Below are 23,264 nucleotides of genomic sequence, written 5' to 3' on the forward strand. Positions count from 1 at the left end.
TAATTTGTTTTCAGGTAATTCCTTAAATTCTATTTTTAACTTTTCAATTGTCTTTTTTGGCATTATTTTTAGTGTTTGGATGTGTTGACATTGTTAAAAGTTTTTATAGGAGTTTTCATTGTTTTTTCAATGTAGGGAAGAAACAATTGTCTTGTCTCATAAAAATTGTTTTAATCATGTAATTTTTAATTTAAAGCATTAAATTGCTTTAATTTCAAAGATTAAGTTTATATATTTTGTCAATAAACTTATTAAATACAAACATGTTTGATTTACTAATTTGACTAGTCGATATTAATTTAAAATTGGTGATATGACATGGATCGTGATGTTCACGATATTTTCGATGTTATCTTGAAAATTATAGTGGCTACTTATCAAAGCCTATTTTTGAAGTATATGGGTGTTGATGAAGAGATTGAAGAAATTCTAAGCATTGAATTTACAAAATTAGATGGGAGTAAATTATTTTTGGATTTCTTGTGCTTGCTGAAAAATGGCACTCTATGCCATATTGAGTTTCAATTTCCCTATGCTAAATCTGATGATAATTATAGGTTTTTTGACTATAATATTACGGCAGAGGTTAGATATGGTAAACGTGTAGACACATATGTATTCAATTTCACATCCAAAAGAGATCATAAATCTGTTAAAATTGGTAAAACGAAAGAATTTTTGCCGATTCATTTCTATTTGGGTGATGTAGATTTTGAAAAATATCTTGAAAAAATTAATATAAAAGTAAAATCAAAAAAACAATTAAGTTTTGATGAAGAAATTACATTGATGTTAATGCCAATATCTCAGGAGTTTTTAAGGGATGTGGATTTGCTTAAATGGGTTTCTGAGATTCTTCAGTTTGAAGAATTATTTGATGAAAGTAAATTTCAATTTGTTCAGGCTGTTATTCAGCTTGAAATTGAAAATTTTCTAAGTGTTGATGAACAAATGAAAATTAAAAAGGAGGTAAAAATGACTCCTCAGGCTCAAAGTGTGGTACTTCAAGCAATTAATGAAGTGAATACTAAAGTTTTGACTGAAAACAGTCAGAAAGCTAAAGCTGATGGTATTAAGGAAGGTATCAAGGAAGGTAAAGCTGATGGTATTGAAGAAATTGTTAAATCATTGAGGGATGATGTTGATTTGGAGTTGTTGTCCAAAAAGTCTGGTTTGACAATTGACGAGATTAAATCGTTATAAATATTTTAAAAATTTTCACAAAAAAAGAAAAATAGGATGATATTTAATCTATTTTTTTAGTTTAATACCATCTTCAAATGCTTTTCCAACTACTTCTCCAACTAATCTGTATGTTTTTTCTATTGAATCATATGCAATTGGTTGCAATTTGTCCATAGATACGTTTCCATCATCATCTAAAATTGATTCATCTGCACTAACATTAACTATTTCTGCGATGATGTGCATTTCACCTATGTCATTTTCATTCATTTCAAGCACTTTGCATTCTGCTGTTAGAGGATATTCCGCAATTAACGGCGCATCTACATTTTCAGCTTTTAAAACTGTCACTTCAGCTTCTTCAATCTTATTGATATTGTTGCCGGAGAATAATCCGAAGTAATCAGAAATGGCCATTGTGTCTTTTGTAGCATAGCTTACTGTGAATTCTTTTTTAGCTTTAATGTTTTTAAGGGTCTTTTTTTCTACTTCTGGAAGTCCGATGTTTATGGCAATATGTTTGGGTCCGCATTGGCCTCCCCAAGCAATATTCATTACGTTCGCATTTCCTTCTTCATCATATGTTCCAATCATAAGGACTGGAAGTGGAGTTACAAAGCTTTCTTCGAAATTTTTTCTCATTTTTTCATCTCCTTTTTAGTATTATTTTTGATAACATGATTTAAATATTTTGGCATGCCTAAATAATTAAAAAATATTCATATATATATTCGACGCTTTTCATTTTAATATGGGTCAATATTCAGAATTTTTCATGAAAATTCTATAAAAAACAAAGATTAATAATATAGTAAAATAATATATATTAAAGATAGAGAATTATATTTTCTTAAAAATGGTGATTTAATGGTAAAAATAGCTAAATTAGCTTTGGAAGATGGAACTGTTTTAAAAGGTGAAGCATTCGGTTATGAAACCACTAAATTAGGAGAACTTGTTTTTTCTACAGGTATGGGTGGTTACACCGAATCATTGACTGATCCGTCTTTTAAAGGAGAAATATTAATGTCTACTTACCCATTGGAAGGTAATCATGGGGTAAGTGAAAAGTGGTATCAATCTGATAATATTCAGGTTGAAGGATTTGTCTGTCGTGAAGTTTGCCGTGAAGTTTCTAACTGGGGGCCTCAAAAAACTTTAGATGAATTCTTAAAAGAATTTAAAACTCCGGGTATTTCTGGAATAGATACTCGTGATTTGACTTTAAAAATCAGAGAACGTGGTTCACTTAAAGCAGCAATAACAACTGAAGATATTGATGATGATAAATTGCTTGAAATGGCAAGATCACAGCCAAGTATTGAAGAAAGGGATGTTGTTCCTTTAGTATCTACTAAAGAAATCAAAGTGTTCAATGAGGATGCTGATAAAAAAGTTGCTTTAATTGACTGTGGAGTTAAAAAGAATATCATTAACTCATTTTTAGAAAGGGATATTGGTGTAGTGTTATTCCCTTATGATACTGATTATAAAACTGTCCTGGATTACTCTCCAAGCGGTTTGATGATTACATCAGGTCCTGGAAATCCTGACAGAGTAACAGAAACTATTGAAACTATGAAAAAATTATCCAATAGATTACCTATTTTCGGAATCTGTATGGGTCAACAGTTAATTGCTAAGTCTTTCGGAGCAAGATCATACAAAATGAAATTTGGTCACCGTGGTGAAAACCAGCCAGTTAAAGATTTAAAAACTGGAAAAGTATTTATCACTTCACAAAACCATGGATTCACAATTGATAAGGAATCATTAAAAGAAACAGACTTGGAATTAGCTCAAATTAACTTAAATGATGGAACTCCAGAAGGTATTTCTCACAAGGAATTGCCTCTTAAATGTATCCAGTACCACCCTGAAGCTGGTCCTGGTCCAAACGATACAAGAAGTATTTTTGATGAGTTCAGTCAGATGATGGATGATTATTAAAAAATTTGGTGAGGATTACAAATGCCAGTTGATAAGGATATTAAAAAAGTATTAATTATTGGTTCCGGACCTATTCAAATTGGACAAGCTGCTGAGTTCGATTATTCAGGTTCACAAGCATGTAAATCATTAAGAGAGGAAGGAATTGAAACTGTTTTAGTTAACAGTAATCCTGCTACTATTCAAACTGATATTGATATGGCTGATACTGTTTATACAGAACCGTTAACTCCCGAAGTTGTTGCAAAGATTATTGAAGAAGAAGATATTGATGCTATTTTACCAACCATGGGTGGACAGACTGGACTGAATATTGCAACAGGACTTGGAGATTTGGGTCTTCTTGAAGGAATTAAGGTAATTGGTTCTGATGTTCAGACAATTAAAGATGTGGAAGACCGTGATTTGTTTGCAAATCTTATGGAAGAAATCGGTGAAGAAATTCCTAAATGTGAAGCTGTGGAAAGTGTAGATGCTGCTCTTGAAGCTGTAAAGGAAATCGGTTATCCTGTAATTGTAAGGCCGGCATTCACATTAGGTGGAACCGGTGGGGGAATTGCCCACAATGAAGAAGAATTAATTGAAATTGCAAATCATGGTTTGGATATGAGTTTCATTAATCAGGTTCTCATTGATGAATCTGTTCTCGGATGGAAAGAAATCGAATTCGAAGTAATGAGGGATAAAGAAGACACCTGTATCATTGTATGTACTATGGAAAACATTGACCCTATGGGTATTCACACAGGAGACAGTGTTGTTGTCGCTCCAATTCAGAACTTATGTGATGAAACCATCCAGAAAATGCGTGATGCATCCATTAAAATCATCAGAGCATTAGGAATTCGCGGAGGATGTAATATTCAGTTTGCTTTAAACCCTGAAAATGATGAATATAAGGTTATTGAAGTAAACCCTCGTGTATCAAGAAGTAGTGCTCTTGCTTCAAAAGCAACAGGTTATCCGATTGCAAAAATATCTTCAAAAGTAGCTTTAGGAATGACTTTGGATGAAATCAAAAATGACATTACCAAAGAGACTCCTGCTTCCTTTGAACCTGCTATCGATTATGTGGTAATAAAAATCCCAAGATGGCCGTTTGACAAATTTAAAGGAATCAGCCGTGAAGTCGGTGTTCAGATGAAGGCAACCGGAGAAGTAATGGCTATCGGAAGAACCTTTGAAGAAGCATTCCAAAAAGCTTTAAGGTCACTTGATATGGGCTTTGACGGATTTGAATATGTTGAATACACAGAAGAAGACCTTTCACATCCGACTGACTTAATTTACTTCCAGATTTATTCTGCAATTAAGGACGGAATGGATATTGATAAAATAAGAGAACTTACAAAAATTGATAATTTCTTCTTATACAAAATCAGAAACATCGTCAACTTTGAAAACGATGTGACTGCAGATAAATTGGATGATGAAGATTACCTGAGAAAAGCAAAACAGCTTGGATTTTCAAATAAAAGACTTGCTGACCTGTCCGGTCAGACTGAAGAATATGTCAGAAATCTTCTTTCAAGATACAATATCAAACAGTCATACAAGATGGTAGATACCTGTGCTGCTGAGTTTGAAGCAAAAACTCCATACTACTACAGCAGTTATGATAAAGGAAATGAACTGGTTTCCACAACCAAAAGAAAAGTTGTTATTCTTGGTGCAGGTCCAATCAGAATTGGTCAGGGTATTGAGTTTGATTACTGTTGTGTACATTCTTCCCTGGCTTTAAAAGAAGATGGAATCGAAACAATTTTGATTAACAACAACCCTGAAACCGTAAGTACTGATTATGACATTTCAGATAAGCTGTTCTTCGAACCATTGACCTTTGAAGATGTAATGGGTGTAATCGAGCAGGAAAAACCTGATGGTGTTATTGTACAGTTCGGTGGTCAGACCTCCATTAACCTGGCTGTTCCTCTTGCAAATGCTGGTGTTAAAATTTTAGGAACTCCATACGAAAGCATTGATAGGGTAGAAGACAGAGAATTGTTCGCAGAACTTTTAGAAAAACTGCACATTCACCAGGCTCCATACGGAACTGCTAACTCTTTTGAAGAAGCAAAAGAAATTGCAGAAAAAATCACATTCCCTGTTCTTGTCCGTCCGTCATACGTTATCGGTGGAAGAGCAATGGAAATTGTTTATGATGTAAATGAACTTGAGGAATATATGAAAGAAGCTGTAAAAGTTTCACCTGACCATCCTATTTTAGTGGACAAGTTCTTGGAAGACGCTATTGAACTTGACGTGGACCTTTTATGTGACGGTGATAATGTATTTATTGCAGGAATTATGGAACACATTGAAGAAGCAGGTGTTCACTCCGGAGATTCTGCATGTGTAATACCTCCTCAAACTATTCCTGAACATATTCTGGACACTATTCGTGAAAACTCCAAAAAATTGGCTTTAGAATTGGATGTTAAAGGATTAATGAACATCCAGTATGCAGTTAAACTCGATGAGGAAATGGTTTATATCATTGAAGCAAACCCAAGAGCAAGTAGAACTGTTCCATTTGTAAGTAAAGCTATCGGAGTGCCTCTTGCTAAAGTTGCAACATGGATTATGGAAGGAGCTAAATTAAAAGACTTCAATTTAACCAAAGAAATTAAAATTCCTCATGTGGCTGTAAAAGAATCTGTATTCCCATTCCTTAAATTACCTGAATCAGATACAGTTTTAGGTCCTGAAATGAAATCAACCGGTGAAAGTATTGGTATTGATGAATCATTTGGAATGGCATTCTATAAATCACAACTTTCAGCAGGTATGGAACTACCTAAGGAAGGAACAATATTTATGAGTGTTAAAGAAGCAGATAAGAAAAAAATCAGACCTATTGCTGAGAAAGCTTCTAATTTAGGATTTAAGATTGTCGCAACTGAAGGTACTGGAGTTGCCACAGGTCTTGATGATGTGGAATTTGTTAAAAAAGTATCTCAAGGATCTCCAAACATCCGTGATGCTATTTTAAACAAGGAAATTGATTTAATTGTCAATACTTCTGAAGGTAAGCAGTCTGCTAAGGACGGTTATATCATCAGAAGATTAGCTATTGAATTGGGTATTCCATATGTTACCACATTGGCAGGTGCAAGAGCAGCATTAAATGCAATTGCAGCTGTACAGGACAGTGAACTCAATGTTAAATCTTTAAATGAATATGCTGGTGGAGAATAATTATTCTTCATCCTTTTTTTAATTATTATACAAATATTCTTTTATATTTATACCGCAGGACGGACATTCCTCTTCGCCAATTTTCAGTCTGCTTTTACATTTAGGACAGAAGTTCAATTCCACTTTATATTCTATTGTAGGATCAATAATTTTATTAATTTCAATCTTTTCTGTAACATTGCTTTTTAAAACATTCATGTCCCAGTTATTATCCATTAAAAGTTTCTTATAGTAGAAAGCTTCAGTCATTGTATCGTAATAGCCGATTATGTCGTCCATTCTTTTAATATAAAAACCTTTAACTTTATGGTCAAAAAGGATTTCACCTTCCCTTTCTTTTTTGTTGACTTTTGAGCCTTTGATTCTGCCTTTTGGCCTTCTTTCAGGAAACGGCGGCAAATCCATGTTTTCATATTTGTTTTCAAGGTCACATTCAACAAGCAAATCATAGTCAAAATTGCAGAAAAATAGTGCATCCCGTTCATATAATGCATCGGATAATTTCCTGAACTCTCCATAATCTTTATTGTTATGTTTAACTCTGTATACATCACCAGTTTTTACAATATTTCTGTAGAAGTATCTTATTTCTTGAGAGTTAATAGAAATCATCTCCGTTTGAAAAAGGTTTAGTGAGGTTTTAAGTATCTTTGGTTTTTCAACCGTTATCAGTATACTATTTCAAGTTTCAATTAAATAAATGTAATGAATGAAAAATTATATTAATAAAAAAAATTAGATTTTCCTTTAATGTTCACTATAACTAACGGAATTATTTTAAAAGGTCAAAATTTAATCCCTTCCAAAGAAAATATCGTCGTCGATGACGGTAAAATCATTAATATTGGAAAAGACCTAAAAGAAGGCAAAATCATTGATGTTGAAGGTGCTGTAGTGTGCCCTTCATTTATTAATGGCCATATTCATATTGGAGATTCTATTATTAAGGATGAAGGTTACGGATTATCATTAAGTGAAATGGTAAAACCTCCGAATGGGGTCAAACATAAGGCTTTAGCTAATGCAAGTGATGATGAATTAATTGATGCCATGAAACAGTCTATGTGGGATATGGTCCGTTCAGGAACTACTCATTTCATAGATTATCGTGAAGGCGGACTTGATGGTGTTAAACTTTTAAAAAAAGCCAGTGAGGATATTCCTATAAAACCGGTTATATTGGGCCGTGACAACAGTTTCTATGGTGATGATCCGGATTTAAATAAAGTTAAAACTGCGGTTCGAAAGCTCCTTAAAATTGCTGATGGGATTGCTCCAAGTGGTTTTGGTGAAATTACAGAAGATGTCGCAAAAATAATCGTTGATGAATGTAAAAAACAAAATAAAATATCTTCAATTCATGTTGCTGAGTCTGAATCCAACCAGATTGAATCTCTGGAGGAATTTGGAAAAACTGAAATAGAAAAAGGTGTCAGCAGTAATTTTGACCAGCTGGTTCACTTGACAAATCCTAAAGGCAATGATTTAAAAATGGTTTCTAGTTCCAATGCTAATGTTGTTGTCTGTCCCCGCGCCAACGCTACATTGAATGTTGGGGTTTGCAGATTGAATGAAATGCTGGAAATGGGTATGGCACCACTTCTTGGAACAGATAATGTGATGCTAAACTCTCCAAATATGTTAAGGGAGTTGGAATTTACTTTAAAACTAATGTCTGTATATTATAAAAGTTATATTGACCCATTAAAGTTATTGCAGATGGCTACAACAAATGTCTGCAGTCATGATGTAAATAATGTTATACAGAAAACCCATATAAATGAGGGTAATTTCGCCGAATTTGTAATTTTCAAATCTTTTTCTAAAAATCCTTATCTTAACATATGCAATCGCATAGAAACGAAAAATATATTATATATCATTAATAAAAAATGTATTGTATAATATCATGGATATAAATCTATATATTATGGGAGATGTTAATGATGTATAAAAAAATATTGGTCCCTACAGACGGGTCAGAATTTGCAAAAAAAGCTCAAAAACATGCATTATTTTTAGCGGGTGTTTCTGGAGCTGAAATAGTTGCTGTGAGCGTCACAGAAAATAATTTTGTTAACGGACTTCCATTGGATGATGAAGTGTACCAGTTAAATCAACTCTTAAAAGAGAGATCAGAAGAGAATCTTGAAGAGTTCGACAAATTAAATGAAGATGATTTAAAAATAACTCATGTCATAAAAGAAGGTTCTCCTGCCCGATGCATTTTGGAAGTTGCATCAGAAGAAGATGTTGATTTGATAGTTATGGGTAGTTCTGGTAAATCTGGATTCGATAGGTTTATAATGGGTAGTGTAGCGGACAAGGTTGTAAATTCAGCTAAATGCGCAGTACTCGTAGTTCATTAAATATTATCATTTAATTTTATATATTTGTTAATATAGGTGTTTTTATGTTAGTTAAAAGAACAATGTCTAAAAATGTAGTTAGTGTTTCTGTTCCAGGAAACAGGGAAAAAGTTTTAGACTTAATGAGAAAAGAAAACAAAGCAGTTCTTCCAGTTGTTAAAGAAGATACTGATATTTTAGTAGGACTAGTAACTCGTTCTGATTTAATTAATAATCCTGATGAAGAACAAATCGCAATGTTGATGAGTAGAGACTTAGTCACTGTTAATCCGGGTGATGATGTAGTGGATGCTGCTCGCAAAATGATTGAAAATAATGTGAGAAGAGTTCCTGTTGTTAATGATGACGGTGAACTTGTAGGTATTATTACATCATTCGATTTAGTATCTAAAGCTTTGACAAAAATTGAAATCGATGATGCTGTTGAAAACTACATGATTACTACAGTTCCAACCACATGGGATCAGGCTCCATTAAATGTTGCTTTCGAATCCATGAATCAGTTTGGTTTAAAATCTATTTTAGCATTAAATGATGAAGCTAAATTGTCTGGAATCTTAACTGAAACTGATTTCATTTCTGAAATAGAAATTATTTCTGAAAGAAGTGAACACAGCTCCACAGTAGGTACTGAAGGCGATAAATGGTCTTGGGATAGTACTTCTGTATTGTACATTGAGAAAAACCATTTGAAATTCACTGATAAGGTAGTTGCTGATGTTGCTGTTGGAAATGTTGAAGTAGCTAACTCTAAAACTAAAGTTTCAGACTGTGCTAAAAAAATGAAATCCTTAAACATTGAACAGATTCCTGTAATTGGTGTTGAAGGAGATTTAGTCGGAATTGTTAGAGCTAGTGATTTAATTAAAGCATTAGTAGAATAACTGTGGTATAATGGCAGTTAGTCCGGTTTTAGTAATTAAAGTCGTTGATGATAGTGCTGTTGGTGTTCGGGCAAGATTATATGATGATTTTGTCGAACACGAAATAGTCCTCAACTCTGTTCTTGCTTATTGGTGGGCTAATGATTTGCCACCTGTTGTAAAATTCTTGGAACTTTTCGAATCAGTTATTAAAAGAACTGTTAATGAGTTAATTCCTCATAAGGATTTAAAGCTTAAATATGAGGTTAAAGCCGATAATGAACTTGAAAAGGCTTCTGAAATTGAGATAAACTTAATTGAAATTGAAGCGGATGAAACAGGTTTTAAGATTGATGGCAAGCAATTGATTTTAAAAGGACTGGCGAAAACAGCAGACAATTATGAGACTAATGAGTTTTCACAAACTTTTGAAAAAACTATTGAAACTCCCGAAATCGTTTTGAAAAAATATTTGGAAATGAAAAAGTGAGTTTTGATATTTTTTTATTTTTATCTTTTTTGATTTAGTGTTTCACACTCTTTTTATATCCTTTTTTTTGAGTTTTTTTCTGTTTGAAAATAATTAAGATAGGGTCTCTCCAAAACTTTTTATGGTATTTTTCTCATATGTTAGTATGTAAATAGCATCTCACTAAATAAATTTCAAGGAGCGTTTAAAATGAAAATGCATAAGATTTGTCCAAGATGCGGATCAAGAAATGTTGATTGGATTATTCCTCAAAACTGGTCTCAGTGCATTTGCAGGGACTGTGATTATACTGGTCCAATTATTGAAGGAAACGATGAATTAGCAGAAGAAATTCATGAATCATTCATTGAATCTTTAAAAGATAGCGAATAATAGGATATGGAACGGAAAATATCTGGGGAATACATTAAAGTAACGGATATTGCTTGAAGAACATTTTCCTCTCACGTTAATTTTTAAAATCATTGATTTCGACAATTTTAATTTCCATTTAATAGTGAAAATGTTTAAAACATGATGATGCATGTACATGAATATATTCCTATTGATAAAATAAATAACATCTATTTGTTATATTGATTATAGCTTTCATAAAAATCATGTTTTCATCTACTTTTATTATTTTACTCATAAACTTCTTTGCATAAATTGGGTGCTGATTTTGAGTAATGCTAAACATTATGTGGGATGAAGCGCAGGGGATTTTCAGGTAAATTTTGATGGTTGTGTTTTCACTTTTGAAAAATAATAATTGTGATGATTTAATGGTGGTGTTAAAGTAAATCATCTCGGATTTGCTTTAATAACTGTTTGGCATCTTCTTTTTTAATGTCTTTTGACTGGCGAATAAAATCAATCAGTTGGTCTTTGGTTTTGTTATCTAAACCGGATTCGGCCAGAGTTTGGGCATAATTTCGTTTAGGATAATATGTTTTTTTGGCAATTGTGGATAACTCCTCTTTTTCCTGGGTGGTGATGATGTTTTCACACATTGCATTTTCAAAAACATAATTCATATTAATCAACGGTTCGGATAACGCTTCCAGGCTATCGCTGTCAAGCATTACTGCAACATCATCATCTGAATCAACTTTACCGCTTGCATATTGTTCATAGACATAGCCTACTCCAATCATTCCGAGACTGTCAAGTTCAGATGCTCTAAGTGCACCCATGCTTGAAGCTCCGTAAACTTTGACTCCGCTTTTAATCACTTTAAGAATTTCTTTATGCCCCACTGCTGAGTTCTGATGAAATACTCCGTCAATTATTCCTATAATGTCGGGATTTTCTTTTAAAGCAAGATTCAAGTCGCCTCTTTTTATGGGTCTTTTATAAACTACTTCAATGTCATCGCAGCTATCTAAAATATCTTTTGCTTCACTGAATGGAAGTGATAATCCTGTGTAAATTATGATTTTGGTCATGTTATCATACTTTTAAAAATCTGTATCCTGCCCTTGACTGGTCAATTGCGTAAAGTTCCATTTCAGGAATGATTATACGAACAACGCTGATGTCCAATTCCGGTCTTGTCAAATCGGCATATAATATTTTTTCAATGTCATTGGCAATCAGTTCATCTTTAACGATTTCAATATCCTCGGTAATGGATGTTGTTGACCTGTTTTCAATATCTGACAAATCAATTTGATTTTCTTCCTGTCTGAAGTAATATTTGTTGATTCTTTTCATACGTTCATATCCTGCTTCACGCGCAAAATCTGCTCGAACGGTATCTTCACGGGCACCGTTTATCTGTGTGGCTCTGCTTTGTGCAACTTCGGTCAATGCCCTTAAAATTGCAACTTCCGGATCGAGATGTGTTCCCATTCCCAAAGTCAAAAGTCCTGCATCTTTGGTAACTGTATCATCAGCAGATGCTGCGATTGTCGGAACATTAATGTCTGCAGTAAAATCCATAAGTTTGATTTTTATTCCTTCACTTTCGAATTTATCAATTGTGTCGTTAACGATATCGCTTTCTATTGTATCCAAATCGATTTGGGCGTAATTTTTATGGGTTAGCTCGAAAATGCTCCATGCATCTCTTTCAATGACTTCAAATATTCCATGCAGTATTGCTTCTTCCAGAACATTTCCTGAAGCCAGACCATTGGTATTTGACTTAAACAGGCTTCTGGCCTGGGGATTAGTAATGTATGGATGATATATTGCATTTGTCGGAATGTAATAATCATTATTGGAGATTATGTCATGAGCTATACTCCATTCCAGTTTAAAATCTGAAATGTCTTCCTTTTCAAGTTCCTTTGGAAGATTTAGGGATTTCGGATTTATATATTCTCCTTTTTCAGAAATCTCATCTAAAGTAGCTATTATGCTTTCATCACTGTCCTGCCTTTCGGCGGAATATCTCTCAAAACCTTCCATCATTGCAGATGCTTTGGCGTGGTCTTTTTCAATTCCTTTCCCGCCGTAGATGCTCACTGCGCCGTCTTCTGCAGTCGGTCTTATGGCAGTATAGATTGGCAGACCAATTCTGTCCAAATCTGTAATGTCTGCAATACGGGTTATTCCAGCTACTTTCAATTTATCTTCATTAATTTCAATTGTCCTTTTTGGAGCTATAACTCTATGGGTTCCTTTAAAGTAAGTAAGTTCATTTGTCATTTTAAAATCCTATTATTAATCTCACTAAGTTTTCAACGCCCATTGTCATGGATGCAAATGTCATGATTCCAGCTACTGCAATAGTAACGATCCATATTCCAAAATTCCAGTTCAATACTTTAGATCCGTCTAGATTTCCAATAGGAAGCAAGTTAAATACAGCTAAAAAGCTGTTGACGGAGTATCCTAAAGAACAGATTATGAATAATGTCACGGAATTTGCTGAATGGAATGCAGATGGATAAACTGCCACTGCAACAGCTAAGAATATTAATGCAAGAACGATATTGACAATAGGTCCTGCAATGGATATTTTACCGTTGATTTCATCGGTCATGTAGTTTGCATAGGTGTATACTGCACCCGGAGCTGCAAATACGAATCCGAAAAAAGATGTTATCAATGCAAATATTAATCCTTGAGGCCATAATTTAAATTCAGCCCAGTATCCGTATTTCATTGAAACAAATTTATGTCCTAATTCGTGCAAAATAAATCCAAGACCTACACCGACCATAATATATGGCAATATGGTTAAAACGGCATTTGTATCTCGTCCACCGTTGGCTAATGCAAAACAAAGTGAAATAACGAAAAATGCTATCAGTAAGTCTCTTACTTCACTGCTTGTAAATTTAATCATAATTTTAAAATATCTAGTTTTATATATAAAGTTTTTTCTAAATATTATCATGGACGTACATATAAAAAATATTTTAAATGATTTGAAAAAAGATGATTTTCAGGCTTATATGTTGACACAATTTACAAATGTGGAATATATCTCCAATTATAAACCTACAAGTTTTGCTTTCTGTGTAATTAAAGACAATCCTGTCATTTATGCTTCAAGCATGGATATGGAGATTGCCCGAAGGGATTCTGATATTGAAGTCAGGGAATATGAATCCTATGAAGTGATGATTAAAGAGCTCAGGAAAGAGGGAATTAAAAACCTGGCTATTGAGCCAAGCCTTCCTTACAGTACATATGTTCGGTTCAGGGATGATTTTCAAATTGATTCCAAAACATATGTTGACAAGCAAAGGATGATTAAGACTCCCGAAGAGATTGGAAAGATTACTAAAGCAACTGAAATCGCCCAAAAGTCATTTCTCCAGCTGGATATTTTAAATAACTCCGGCAGCGAAAATGAAGTTGCCTTTGACCTTGTCCGTCATATGATTGAAAATGGCGCTTCTAAAGAATCATTTGACACAATTGTTGCAAGCGGTCCATCTTCAAGTCTTCCTCATGCAGTTCCTCAGGATAAGAAATTGCAGCGGCCGATACTGATTGATTGGGGTGCAATTTATGAGGGGTACTGCTCAGACAATACTCGTACTATGGTTTACACTGAAAAGCAGCATGAAATTTTTGATATTGTAAAGGAATCTCATGATAAGGCAATCAAAGCCATCAAACCGGGTCTTAAATGTTGTGAGATTGATAAAGTCGCACGTGATGTTATTTCAGATTATGGTTATGGTGATAAATTTATCCATTCAACAGGCCATAGCTTAGGTCTGGATATCCATGAAACTCCTGGTTTTTCTCTTCGCGATGATACAGTAATTGAAAAGGGAATGGTTATCACAGTAGAGCCTGGAATATATCTGGAAGGCGAATTCGGTGTGCGTTTGGAAGATACAATTGAAATTTCACGAAAAGGCAATGTGATAGGTGATCTGCCGCTGATTATTGATTAATTTCTTTTGATGATAAACATGGTGGTATCATCAAAAGGATCATTGTGGTTGCAGAACTCATCAATATCATTTTCAACAGAAGTAATGATTTTTTCCAAATCATCATTTTTATGTTTGTTTAAAATATCTTTGAGTCGTAAATCACCGTAAAATCCATTATAATCATCGTTTGCTTCAGTAACCCCATCAGTATATAGGAATAGGGCATCGCCAGGATTCATTTTTATTGTTTCTGTTTTATAGGGTATGTCTTCCATACATGCCAAAAACAGTTCTGCATTGGTTTTGATGTATTCAAAATCTCCATTGTTTCTTTTAATCAGTGGAGGATTATGTCCTGCATTGACAAAGGTTAATTCTCCGGTTTTCGTATTGAGTTTTCCAATCCATGATGTGACAAAAAGACTTTCCGCATTTCCTTTGCAGAGTTGATTATTTACATCATATACTGCTTTTGAAAGGTCGCTGTAGTGTTTAATGTAGTCATGAATTAATGTCATGGCTTTCACCATGATTAATGCTGCAGTAATTCCTTTTCCGCTCACATCTCCAATAACAAATCCTATGTTTTCATCGTCGATTTGGAAATAATCATAAAAATCCCCTCCCACTTCACGGGCCGCTTTCATTATTCCCCATATTTCAATATTCTTATTTTCGTAGAATTTTTCAAAATCAGTCGGAATCATTGAGTACTGAATTTCCCTGGCTAATTTGAGTTCTGTTTTATATTTTTCTTTTTCACTTGTTACTTTGACTAAATTGTCACTGTAGCTAACTAAATCGCTTCCCATGTCGAGCAGGGAATCTGACAATGACTTTATTTCATTGTTGACTGTAATGTTGTTCAGGTTATTTTTCAACAACTCAATATCATCATAATCTTCAATGTCGTTAGATAAATATTCAGATAATTTTTTAAGGGGATTCATAACTTTCCTTTCTAGAAATATTATATATATGATCATAGGGATTAAAAATGGGAATAAAATCTCTCCAAAATCATAAACGTAACTCACAAAAGGGTCAAATGAGAGATTATATTCAATAAAATACAGGTGGTTCAGTGTGGTTGTCAGTGTTATTGATAATATTAATAGGATTACTAATATTGAAACACATATTTTGTAAAATGTGTTCGGTTTTTCTTTAGGGGGTATTGTAAATACATCCTCTTTGTATGGTTTAAATAGAAAGATGACTGTAAATACTACTGATATTGCTATTAAAGTTAAATTATTAGGCAGTGTTAATAAAAAGAAATCATTTGGTTGATTAAATATGAAGAAGTATACAGGAGTAATCATTGAAATCAGCAATGATATTAAATATAAACTGTCAGGCATCAGCCTTTTTATTTGTTTTTTTGGAGTGTAGCACGGTATGTCTGCATGGTAGATTGCGGTCATGATAAATATCATTAATAATGTTGTAATGATTATTGTGAAATAAACTGCCTCGACGTCTTTGTTTATTGACAGTTCGTTGTATAAAATTCCGAATGAATATAAGTATGTGATAGCCATGATAATTATCAGTTTTATGAAATTATTTGCCCGATTTATGTTTGGAACATCATTTCCATTCTTATTTAAAATTGAATACCATAGCTTCCATGGCAATATTCCGAAAATAAATGTAATTGCCGCATTGAATAATATGATTTCGATGTTTGCCGCTTGAAAATAAATGATGTCATATGCTGTTTCTGTTAATGTAAATCCTAAAACTGCATATGGTCCAAAAAACAGCCCTAATATTGGAAGTATTGTGTATTCTAGTGGAATCGGATAATCTAAAGCATTCAAAATCACTATCTCAATTACACTCACAATTACTGAAAATAAAAAGATATATTTTTTAGAATTGAAAATTTCATTAATCCTCATTTTCATCACCCGTATATCTTAAAAGCAGCATTGTCATGTCGTCAAACTGTTCCTGGCTATTGCAGAACTTGTCTAAATCTTTTATAATTTCATCAATAATTTCATTTAAATTTTCATCTTTATGTTTATTGATTATTGTTTTTAAACGTTCTTCTCCATAAAATCCTTCATAATTATTATTTGCTTCAGTAATTCCGTCGGTATATAGGAAAATCATATCTCCCGGATTCAGATTTAATTTATATTCATTATAAGGCATGTCTTCCATCAATCCAAGAACCAGGTTTGCACGAGTATCCAGATATTCAAAATCACCGTCTTTTTGTTTTATTAATGGACGATTATGTCCGGCATTGACATAAAATAGATTTCCATTATTCAAATTCAGTTTTCCAATCCATGATGTGACAAAGAGGTTTTCGTCATTTCTCTCACATGCTGTGTTATTGACATTTTCGTATACCTGTGAGAGCTTTTCTCTAAATATGGAATTGTTCCTGATTAAATGCATGGTTTTTACCATGAATAATGTTGCAGGCATTCCCTTGCCGCTCACATCTCCTATAACAAAATTGATGTAATTTTCATCAAGTTCAAAAAAATCATAGAAATCTCCTCCCACTTCTTTTGCAGGGCTCATGAATCCGTAGATTTCAAATGGTTTATTTTTAGAAAATTCATCAAAATCTTTGGGAAGCATATTTGCCTGAATATTGCTTGCAACATCCAGTTCGGTTTCAATTCTTTCTTTTTCAGCTGTTGTCTGCTTAAGATCATCTAAATTTTCATTTATAAGTGTTTTCAGATTTAAAAATGATTTAACTAATGTTCCAATGTCATCGTCAGGTTTTACATATTTGTTAAGTTCGATATCTTTGCCGGTTACTTTTTTCTGATTATTATATTCTTTTGTTGAGTCAATCAGGCCATAAAGAGGATTTGTAACGCTGTGCTCAACATATGAAATATGGAGCATTGAAAGAATTATTATTGAGATGCTTGAAACTGCAAGTATTATCATTAGTAAAAAGTCATAATTTAAATTTGGAAAAACATAACTCACAATGTAGTTTAAGCTATAATAATTAAAAATTAATGTAATGCTAAAAATTAGCATGAATATCATGATAATTTCTTCGATAATTGAATAATTTGTGTTTATTATTTTAATGTCTTCGTCCCTTTTGTTTAAACAGAACAATATTATAAAAATTAAACATACGATGAAGAAAATGTTATTTAGATAAGGGTTATGAATAACTGACAGTCTGTCAAGAATCAAATAACCTCCGGCAATTAAAAATGCTGTTATATAATATTTGTGGGGGATATTTATCTTAGTGTCGAACTTTTTGGGGACTTGCATAGGAATTTTAAGAATATTAAAACTGCTTATGAGTAAAAGTCCCAATATTATTGAAAATGAGAATATGTTTGTGATGTAGGAAATTCTCTCGATATTTCCGGTTAACGGATATACTACTTTCATATATGGTGTTGCAAGCATGGAAAGATTAATCAAAATCCAGTATGTTATTGATATTATTCCGATTATGGCTATAAACTTCAGAATATTGTAAATGGAGTCAAATTTAGGAGTGGTCAGTTTGTGCCTTTTGAATATTGTGTACCATAATTTATATGTAAATACTGAAATGAGAAACATTATTCCAAAATCTATAAAACAGGCCAGCGGATTGATTCCCTGCCAGAGCTCCCAAACCAGTGTTGCGGATGCCTGACCCAGTGCTCCGATCGGTCCGAACATCAGTCCGAAGATGGGTGCAAGCCATAAATCGCCCAGCAAATAATTTCCAGTAATCATTAACTCTTCGAAGAAATAATAAAATATAAATTCCATGGCGAATGTGAAAATAAAAATGAATTTTTTATTGTTAAATATTTCTCTTAGATTAATATCTCTGGACATTGTACTCATTTTTGTATTTTGTTGTTAATTAAAGTTAAATGTATTGTAAAATTTTGCTTTGATGTTCATTTTGCAATGCATTTCTTTTTTTGATGATGTGTTCTTTTCAAAAAAGTTAATGGAATTTATTCATCTTTTTTTTTTAAAAATATTTTGTAAAATATAATTTACTTAACATTTATATGTTTATTTATTCAATTATTTAATAAAATAATTATGGGTTTTGTATATGAGGTATATTAACAGACATGATTTGCTTATCATTGCCCGAAATATTGGCATAATCATGGTCGGGATTGGAATGATGTGCTTGATTCCGATTGCTGTTGATTTGATATATCTTGAATTCAATTTTTTATATTATCTTATTCCTGCTTTTCTATCAATTGGTATTGGCTTGGCATTAATTAAAGCTTTAGATAAATATTCGATTGATAAAATACGTTTAAAGCATGCTATGATAGTATCTTCCCTGTCATGGCTTTGGGCGGGCATTTTGTGCGGTATGGTGCTTTACTTTGTTACGGACATAAGCATTGTTGACAGTATTTTCGAAAGCATGTCTGCTTTAACTGGAAGTGGTATAACTATATATAGTGATGTTGAGGTTCTGCCTCAAAGCATATTATTTTTCAGAGCATTTCAGCAGTGGATTGGTGGTTTGGGTGTTGTGTTAATGATAATATCTGTTTTGGCAAAACCCGGTTCCATATCTGCAAAATTATATCAGTCAGAAGCTCGTGAGGAACGCATTAAACCGTCTACCAAAGCTACAGTCAAACAAATCATCAAGATTTATTTAGTTTACACTTTATTTGGGATTATTTTGTATGTTCTTGCAGGAATGCCGGTTTTTGATTCAGTGTGCAATACATTCTGCATTATTTCAACCGGAGGTATGAGTATTAAAAATGCAAATATAGGATTTTATCAAAATGATGTAATTTATTTCATAACAATTATTTTGATGATACTGGGTGCTACCAGCTTTTTAGTTCACTTTAGAATCATTAAAACAAGGGGAAAATCATTTATTCGGGATTTGCAATTTAAAACAATGATTTCTTTAATTGCTGTTTCATCCATATTGATATATTTCATTTCAAATATACTTCCTATGGATATTGTATTTGTCGTTGTTTCTGCGGTTACTACCACCGGGGCCAGCATTCAAAGTTCGACAGTTATGGGCGGCTGGCATCCATTTGTGATATTTATTATAATGATGCTGATGCTTATTGGAGGTTCAACCGGTTCTACAGTTGGTGCAATTAAATTGATGCGTATCATTACCTTTTTTAAAGGAATATATAAAAATTCACGTGAAATCTGGTCTCCCCGTGGAAGTGTTGTTTCAATGCAGATGGATAATCGGGAACTCAAAGAAAAGATTTCTGCCCAAAGCGGAAATTATATAGCTCTTTATCTGATTTTAATATTGATTACTTGGTCACTGTTGTGTTTGTATGGACATGACCCTCTCAATTCTTTATTTTTTTCCATGTCCATGCAGGGTAATGTCGGTTTGGAAATAGGTTCTATGTCCCAGACAATTGAAATGCCGTTGAAAATCATTGGAATTTTCAATATGTGGGCTGGAAGACTGGAAATATATCCTTTGCTGATTACATTAAGAGCATTTTTTGAATTGTTTAAATCATAATTAAGTTATTGGGTGAAGTTTTTTTAACAGGTTATCTTAACAAATTATATAACACAATGCATTTAAAAATATTAATAGATTTCAAGAGTAGTTAAAGTTATGAGGGGATTTTGTGAAAAAAACAAAAATTATATGTACTATAGGGCCGGCATCCAATTCTGTTGAAGTTATGGTTAAAATGGTTAAGTTTGGTATGGATTGTGCACGTATTAATCTTAGCCACGCTACACGTGAAGATATACTGAATACTATTGATGTGGTTAATGAAGCACGCAGAGTATGTGACAGGCCTATAGCTATACTCTATGATACAAAAGGGCCGGAATTTAGAACTTTGGAATTTAGCGGCGGGGGAGTATTTCTTAAAAAAGGGGATACTATCCGAATGAGTAAAACCTGCATTTCAGGCAATCAGGAGGAATTTGGAGTCAATCATAGTGAAGCTATTGATTTTATTGAAGTGGGGGATAAAGTACTTGTTGATAATGCTTTGCTTGAATTGGAAGTTATTGATAAGAAAAATGATCATGTCGTATTGAAAGCTTTGGGAAACGGTAAAATTCAGGACCATAAAACAATCAATGTTCCGGGTGTTAACTTAAATCTGGATTTCATAAGTGATGTGGATAGAAATGACATTGCTTTTGCAGCAAAGCACGCATGTGATTATCTGGCTTTGTCATTTGTAAACTCAAGAGATGACGTTATTGCTGCTCGAAAAATAATTGAAGAGGCTGGCGGTGAAGCTTCCATCATTTCAAAAATTGAAAGCAGAATGGGTATTGAAAATATAGATGATATAATTGACGAATCAGATGGAATCATGATTGCCCGTGGAGATTTGGGTGTGGAAGTTCCTATGGAAGAGGTTCCTATGCTTCAAAAGAGCATTATTAAAAAATGCCGTGAAAAGGGTAAGTTTGCAATTGTAGCTACTGAAATGCTGGCGTCCATGTATGAAAATCCAAGACCTTCAAGAGCAGAAGTTTCTGATGTGGCTAATGCCGTATTGGACGGGACTGATTGCGTGATGTTGTCTGGAGAAACTACAATTGGGAAGTATCCAGTACCTGCGGTTATCATAATGAGTAGAATTTGTGAATATGTGGAATCCACTATTGACTATTCAAAGCATACTGCTTATCTCGGATCAATCGGTATCAGTGATACAATAGCAAAACTTGTTGTTGAAGCTGTAGAGTATTCCGATATTAAATTGATTGTCACTCCAACAATGACTGGATTTACTGCTCAAAAAATCAGTAATTTAAGGCCGAACGCTACAATATTGGCATGCTGTCCGTCTTATCGTATTGCAGATAAAGTTATTTTAAATTTTGGTGTTAAACCGGTAAAAACAGACATATATGAAAACACTGATGAGATGGTTGAAAATGCAAAACGCATCGCTCAGGAAGAATTTGACTTGAATGAAGGAGATTTGATAGTAATTACTGGAGGATTTCCCCTAGGTAAGACTAAAAAAACCAATTATCTAAAAATTATTCCAATTTAATTTTGATGGAGGGCAAACTGATTAATATATCTGTTATTCAATGAAGTGACTAAAAAATTAATGTTAAGTAACTGTGATGTGACAGTTACTTATTTTTTTCGATTTCAATGTTTTTTGACGATTATTTTAAATAACCGTCTAAATACGTTTCAAATTTTTTAAGCTGACGCTCAATCCAATCTGGAAGATGATTTAATTTATTGTCCACTATCCAAATCCATAATTTCTCAATTGTCCATCTTCTTATAAAATCAATTCCCGTACATGCAACGTAGATTAAAACCAGTGCTGCAATAGCAAATAGGATGAGATTTGATGAATTATAATAAGATGAAGTGTTTAGTATTGTTTTCCATAGATAATGGCGAACAATAAGGTTGTCATGGATTAGATAAACACCAAATGCACTTCCGGCTATATAATTGATATACTTGTTTGAAAACTCTTTTCTTTTTAAAAATATCAGGAACAGTGTTGTTGATGCGATAAGAACAAAAAGTTTGTTTTCCAAAGCAGGAGCCATGTATAAAATACCGTCATCTACAGCTTCAATCGGATAACCTACCCACATGTGTAAATTTTGGGACAGTGGATATATGATGTCATAATATCCGATTATGCAGGAAGCGACATATGTAATTATCATGGATAGAGAAAAGATTGCTATTAGCTTTTTAAAGCTTAGCTTATCAATGTCAAAGTGCAATCTGATGAAACTGCCTATGAAATACAATACTACAAACCAGAGTATTGGAACAAACTGGAAACTGTATCCTACAAACATCGGTGCTCCAGCGTCCATGAATGTCGGGGTAAATGTCGGAAATATTGACCACAATACAATACACAACAACAATAATCTTATGAAATTCTTTTTTGATAAGCTTTTAATAAATTTATTTAAGAATGGTGAAATCAGCATCAACACAATATATGCTGTTACAAACCAGTATGCACTATGGCTGATAGGCAATAAGTAAATTCCAATATTTTCCAATGTAATCGGTTCTACAGGGGGTAAAAATATTTTAAATATCAATAAAAATATCACTGAGTAAAAGTAAACCTCACCGCCCAATACCAGTAATTTTCTTAACGTAAACTTGGAATTAATCATAAAGTAAGCCGAAATCAGAACAAAGACCACGACTCCTATTTTACCTAGAATGCCACAGAAAAAAATTATATAATTATTCGGATTTGAAGCAACAAAATCAATATTGCCCATTCCATGCACCGCAAAGTGATGGGCAATGATAAAAAACATTGCAACAATTCTTAAAATTTCCAAATTAGAATTACGTTGATTTCTATTCAACATGATAATTATATATTCAATATCTGAGATTTATATATTTCTAAATATGTTTAGGATTTATATGAAATTATTAGGTATTGTTCATCTATAATTTTACAATAATTATGCAATTAATTAACATCACTTAAGTCTGTTTGTGATATTTGGAAAAAATTATTCATTGGATGTAGTAAATTAGGATAATGTGATGATATCTTATAGAAATCATCGGATAATCTTGTTTGTATTTTAAATTTTAGGTGTTTTGGTGGATATTTCTTCCATTATTTTCTTAAATGGTGGGAACAGAAATATAAGTTTATCTGCTCTCTGTTATCCAAATCCGTTATATATTTATATATTCGTTGATAGACTTTTAGTCATGTTTTAGAAGTTTTAAACAAAATGGGAGTATTTCATGGATTGTTTGAATGATATAAAACATTTTTATTATAGAATTTTCAGGAGTTCAGGGAGAAAATGAAATACAAGAAAATAATGTTCATGCTGGTGCTTGCTGTTTTTCTATTAAGTATAACTTGTGTTAGTGCAAGTGAAATAGATGATACTT

19 protein-coding genes are annotated in these 23,264 nt (G+C 33.0%); 11 read left to right on the forward strand and 8 right to left on the reverse strand.

What is annotated here, in order from left to right; translation table 11 throughout:
• Nucleotides 1–318 precede the first annotated feature (318 nt).
• Nucleotides 319–1,203, forward strand: coding sequence for a hypothetical protein (locus QZN33_RS03785; protein ID WP_296789617.1), 885 nt, complete (start codon nt 319–321; stop codon nt 1,201–1,203).
• Nucleotides 1,204–1,251: 48 nt separating this feature from the next.
• On the opposite strand, the gene QZN33_RS03790 is transcribed toward QZN33_RS03785, so the two are convergent.
• Complete coding sequence (locus QZN33_RS03790) at nt 1,252–1,827, reverse strand: flavin reductase family protein (RefSeq protein ID WP_296789618.1); 576 nt, start codon at nt 1,825–1,827, stop codon at nt 1,252–1,254.
• A gap of 225 nt (nt 1,828–2,052) precedes the next feature.
• On the opposite strand from QZN33_RS03790, the gene carA reads away from it, so the two are divergent.
• Nucleotides 2,053–3,135, forward strand: coding sequence for a glutamine-hydrolyzing carbamoyl-phosphate synthase small subunit (gene carA, locus QZN33_RS03795; protein ID WP_296789619.1), 1,083 nt, complete (start codon nt 2,053–2,055; stop codon nt 3,133–3,135).
• 21 nt (nt 3,136–3,156) lie between these two features.
• Nucleotides 3,157–6,333 carry a carbamoyl-phosphate synthase large subunit gene (carB, locus tag QZN33_RS03800; protein WP_296789620.1) on the forward strand — a complete coding sequence of 1,059 codons (3,177 nt, stop codon included), beginning with the start codon at nt 3,157–3,159 and terminating at the stop codon, nt 6,331–6,333.
• 18 nt (nt 6,334–6,351) lie between these two features.
• On the opposite strand, the gene QZN33_RS03805 is transcribed toward carB, so the two are convergent.
• Nucleotides 6,352–6,945, reverse strand: a complete 594-nt coding sequence (locus QZN33_RS03805) for a zinc ribbon domain-containing protein (protein WP_296789621.1) — start codon at nt 6,943–6,945, stop codon at nt 6,352–6,354.
• 138 nt (nt 6,946–7,083) lie between these two features.
• Here QZN33_RS03805 and QZN33_RS03810 point away from each other — a divergent pair, with 138 nt between their 5' ends.
• From QZN33_RS03810 to QZN33_RS03830, 5 genes are all read left to right on the forward strand, one after another.
• Nucleotides 7,084–8,238 carry an amidohydrolase family protein gene (locus QZN33_RS03810; RefSeq protein ID WP_296789622.1) on the forward strand — a complete coding sequence of 385 codons (1,155 nt, stop codon included), beginning with the start codon at nt 7,084–7,086 and terminating at the stop codon, nt 8,236–8,238.
• A 41-nt stretch (nt 8,239–8,279) separates the two neighbouring features.
• Nucleotides 8,280–8,702: a universal stress protein gene (locus QZN33_RS03815; protein WP_296789635.1), complete on the forward strand. Its 423-nt coding sequence runs from the start codon at nt 8,280–8,282 to the stop codon at nt 8,700–8,702.
• A 44-nt stretch (nt 8,703–8,746) separates the two neighbouring features.
• Entirely contained in the window at nt 8,747–9,586 is an 840-nt protein-coding gene (locus tag QZN33_RS03820) for a CBS domain-containing protein (protein ID WP_296789623.1), read from the forward strand.
• A 10-nt stretch (nt 9,587–9,596) separates the two neighbouring features.
• Entirely contained in the window at nt 9,597–10,055 is a 459-nt protein-coding gene (locus QZN33_RS03825; RefSeq protein WP_296789624.1) for a hypothetical protein, read from the forward strand.
• 189 nt (nt 10,056–10,244) lie between these two features.
• Entirely contained in the window at nt 10,245–10,427 is a 183-nt protein-coding gene (locus QZN33_RS03830) for a hypothetical protein (protein WP_296789625.1), read from the forward strand.
• A 401-nt stretch (nt 10,428–10,828) separates the two neighbouring features.
• Here the strand turns inward: QZN33_RS03830 and QZN33_RS03835 are convergent, their stop codons facing one another.
• The 3 genes from QZN33_RS03835 to QZN33_RS03845 are packed head-to-tail and all read right to left on the reverse strand — an operon-like array spanning nt 10,829 to nt 13,332.
• The gene (locus tag QZN33_RS03835) at nt 10,829–11,482 is read right to left on the reverse strand and encodes a TfuA-related McrA-glycine thioamidation protein (protein ID WP_296789626.1); all 654 of its coding nucleotides are present in this window, start codon (nt 11,480–11,482) and stop codon (nt 10,829–10,831) included.
• Nucleotides 11,483–11,486: 4 nt separating this feature from the next.
• A complete protein-coding gene (locus tag QZN33_RS03840) occupies nt 11,487–12,689 on the reverse strand; it encodes a YcaO-related McrA-glycine thioamidation protein (RefSeq protein WP_296789627.1) in 1,203 nt (400 codons plus the stop codon).
• A gap of 1 nt (nt 12,690) precedes the next feature.
• Nucleotides 12,691–13,332 carry a site-2 protease family protein gene (locus QZN33_RS03845; RefSeq protein WP_296789628.1) on the reverse strand — a complete coding sequence of 214 codons (642 nt, stop codon included), beginning with the start codon at nt 13,330–13,332 and terminating at the stop codon, nt 12,691–12,693.
• Nucleotides 13,333–13,381: 49 nt separating this feature from the next.
• On the opposite strand from QZN33_RS03845, the gene QZN33_RS03850 reads away from it, so the two are divergent.
• Complete coding sequence (locus tag QZN33_RS03850) at nt 13,382–14,398, forward strand: aminopeptidase P family protein (protein ID WP_296789629.1); 1,017 nt, start codon at nt 13,382–13,384, stop codon at nt 14,396–14,398.
• On the opposite strand, the gene QZN33_RS03855 is transcribed toward QZN33_RS03850, so the two are convergent.
• The gene (locus QZN33_RS03855; RefSeq protein WP_296789630.1) at nt 14,395–16,287 is read right to left on the reverse strand and encodes a PP2C family protein-serine/threonine phosphatase; all 1,893 of its coding nucleotides are present in this window, start codon (nt 16,285–16,287) and stop codon (nt 14,395–14,397) included. The genes QZN33_RS03850 and QZN33_RS03855 overlap by 4 nt on opposite strands.
• The gene (locus tag QZN33_RS03860) at nt 16,277–18,148 is read right to left on the reverse strand and encodes a PP2C family protein-serine/threonine phosphatase (protein ID WP_296789631.1); all 1,872 of its coding nucleotides are present in this window, start codon (nt 18,146–18,148) and stop codon (nt 16,277–16,279) included. The genes QZN33_RS03855 and QZN33_RS03860 overlap by 11 nt, the downstream gene beginning before the upstream one ends.
• Nucleotides 18,149–18,446: 298 nt before the next feature.
• On the opposite strand from QZN33_RS03860, the gene QZN33_RS03865 reads away from it, so the two are divergent.
• Entirely contained in the window at nt 18,447–19,880 is a 1,434-nt protein-coding gene (locus tag QZN33_RS03865; RefSeq protein WP_296789632.1) for a TrkH family potassium uptake protein, read from the forward strand.
• Nucleotides 19,881–19,992: 112 nt separating this feature from the next.
• Nucleotides 19,993–21,396, forward strand: coding sequence for a pyruvate kinase (gene pyk, locus QZN33_RS03870; RefSeq protein ID WP_296789633.1), 1,404 nt, complete (start codon nt 19,993–19,995; stop codon nt 21,394–21,396).
• A gap of 121 nt (nt 21,397–21,517) precedes the next feature.
• On the opposite strand, the gene QZN33_RS03875 is transcribed toward pyk, so the two are convergent.
• Entirely contained in the window at nt 21,518–22,717 is a 1,200-nt protein-coding gene (locus QZN33_RS03875) for an acyltransferase (RefSeq protein WP_342764136.1), read from the reverse strand.
• Between the last annotated feature and the right edge of the window lie 547 nt (nt 22,718–23,264).

Source organism: uncultured Methanobrevibacter sp. (assembly GCF_900314615.1).
GTDB lineage: Archaea > Methanobacteriota > Methanobacteria > Methanobacteriales > Methanobacteriaceae > Methanocatella.

What these genes read in the sequence shown, in the direction of transcription:
- QZN33_RS03875 (WP_342764136.1), bottom strand. Translation starts at nt 22,717, where the DNA reads ATGTTGAATAGAAATCAACGTAATTCTAATTTGGAAATTTTAAGAATT.
- QZN33_RS03865 (WP_296789632.1), top strand. Translation starts at nt 18,447, where the DNA reads ATGAGGTATATTAACAGACATGATTTGCTTATCATTGCCCGAAATATT.
- QZN33_RS03785 (WP_296789617.1), top strand. Translation starts at nt 319, where the DNA reads ATGGATCGTGATGTTCACGATATTTTCGATGTTATCTTGAAAATTATA.
- QZN33_RS03840 (WP_296789627.1), bottom strand. Translation starts at nt 12,689, where the DNA reads ATGACAAATGAACTTACTTACTTTAAAGGAACCCATAGAGTTATAGCT.
- carA (WP_296789619.1), top strand. Translation starts at nt 2,053, where the DNA reads ATGGTAAAAATAGCTAAATTAGCTTTGGAAGATGGAACTGTTTTAAAA.
- QZN33_RS03850 (WP_296789629.1), top strand. Translation starts at nt 13,382, where the DNA reads ATGGACGTACATATAAAAAATATTTTAAATGATTTGAAAAAAGATGAT.
- QZN33_RS03790 (WP_296789618.1), bottom strand. Translation starts at nt 1,827, where the DNA reads ATGAGAAAAAATTTCGAAGAAAGCTTTGTAACTCCACTTCCAGTCCTT.
- QZN33_RS03835 (WP_296789626.1), bottom strand. Translation starts at nt 11,482, where the DNA reads ATGACCAAAATCATAATTTACACAGGATTATCACTTCCATTCAGTGAA.
- QZN33_RS03830 (WP_296789625.1), top strand. Translation starts at nt 10,245, where the DNA reads ATGAAAATGCATAAGATTTGTCCAAGATGCGGATCAAGAAATGTTGAT.
- QZN33_RS03820 (WP_296789623.1), top strand. Translation starts at nt 8,747, where the DNA reads ATGTTAGTTAAAAGAACAATGTCTAAAAATGTAGTTAGTGTTTCTGTT.
- QZN33_RS03860 (WP_296789631.1), bottom strand. Translation starts at nt 18,148, where the DNA reads ATGGAATTTATATTTTATTATTTCTTCGAAGAGTTAATGATTACTGGA.
- QZN33_RS03810 (WP_296789622.1), top strand. Translation starts at nt 7,084, where the DNA reads ATGTTCACTATAACTAACGGAATTATTTTAAAAGGTCAAAATTTAATC.
- QZN33_RS03805 (WP_296789621.1), bottom strand. Translation starts at nt 6,945, where the DNA reads ATGATTTCTATTAACTCTCAAGAAATAAGATACTTCTACAGAAATATT.
- QZN33_RS03825 (WP_296789624.1), top strand. Translation starts at nt 9,597, where the DNA reads ATGGCAGTTAGTCCGGTTTTAGTAATTAAAGTCGTTGATGATAGTGCT.
- QZN33_RS03815 (WP_296789635.1), top strand. Translation starts at nt 8,280, where the DNA reads ATGTATAAAAAAATATTGGTCCCTACAGACGGGTCAGAATTTGCAAAA.
- QZN33_RS03845 (WP_296789628.1), bottom strand. Translation starts at nt 13,332, where the DNA reads ATGATTAAATTTACAAGCAGTGAAGTAAGAGACTTACTGATAGCATTT.
- carB (WP_296789620.1), top strand. Translation starts at nt 3,157, where the DNA reads ATGCCAGTTGATAAGGATATTAAAAAAGTATTAATTATTGGTTCCGGA.
- QZN33_RS03855 (WP_296789630.1), bottom strand. Translation starts at nt 16,287, where the DNA reads ATGAGGATTAATGAAATTTTCAATTCTAAAAAATATATCTTTTTATTT.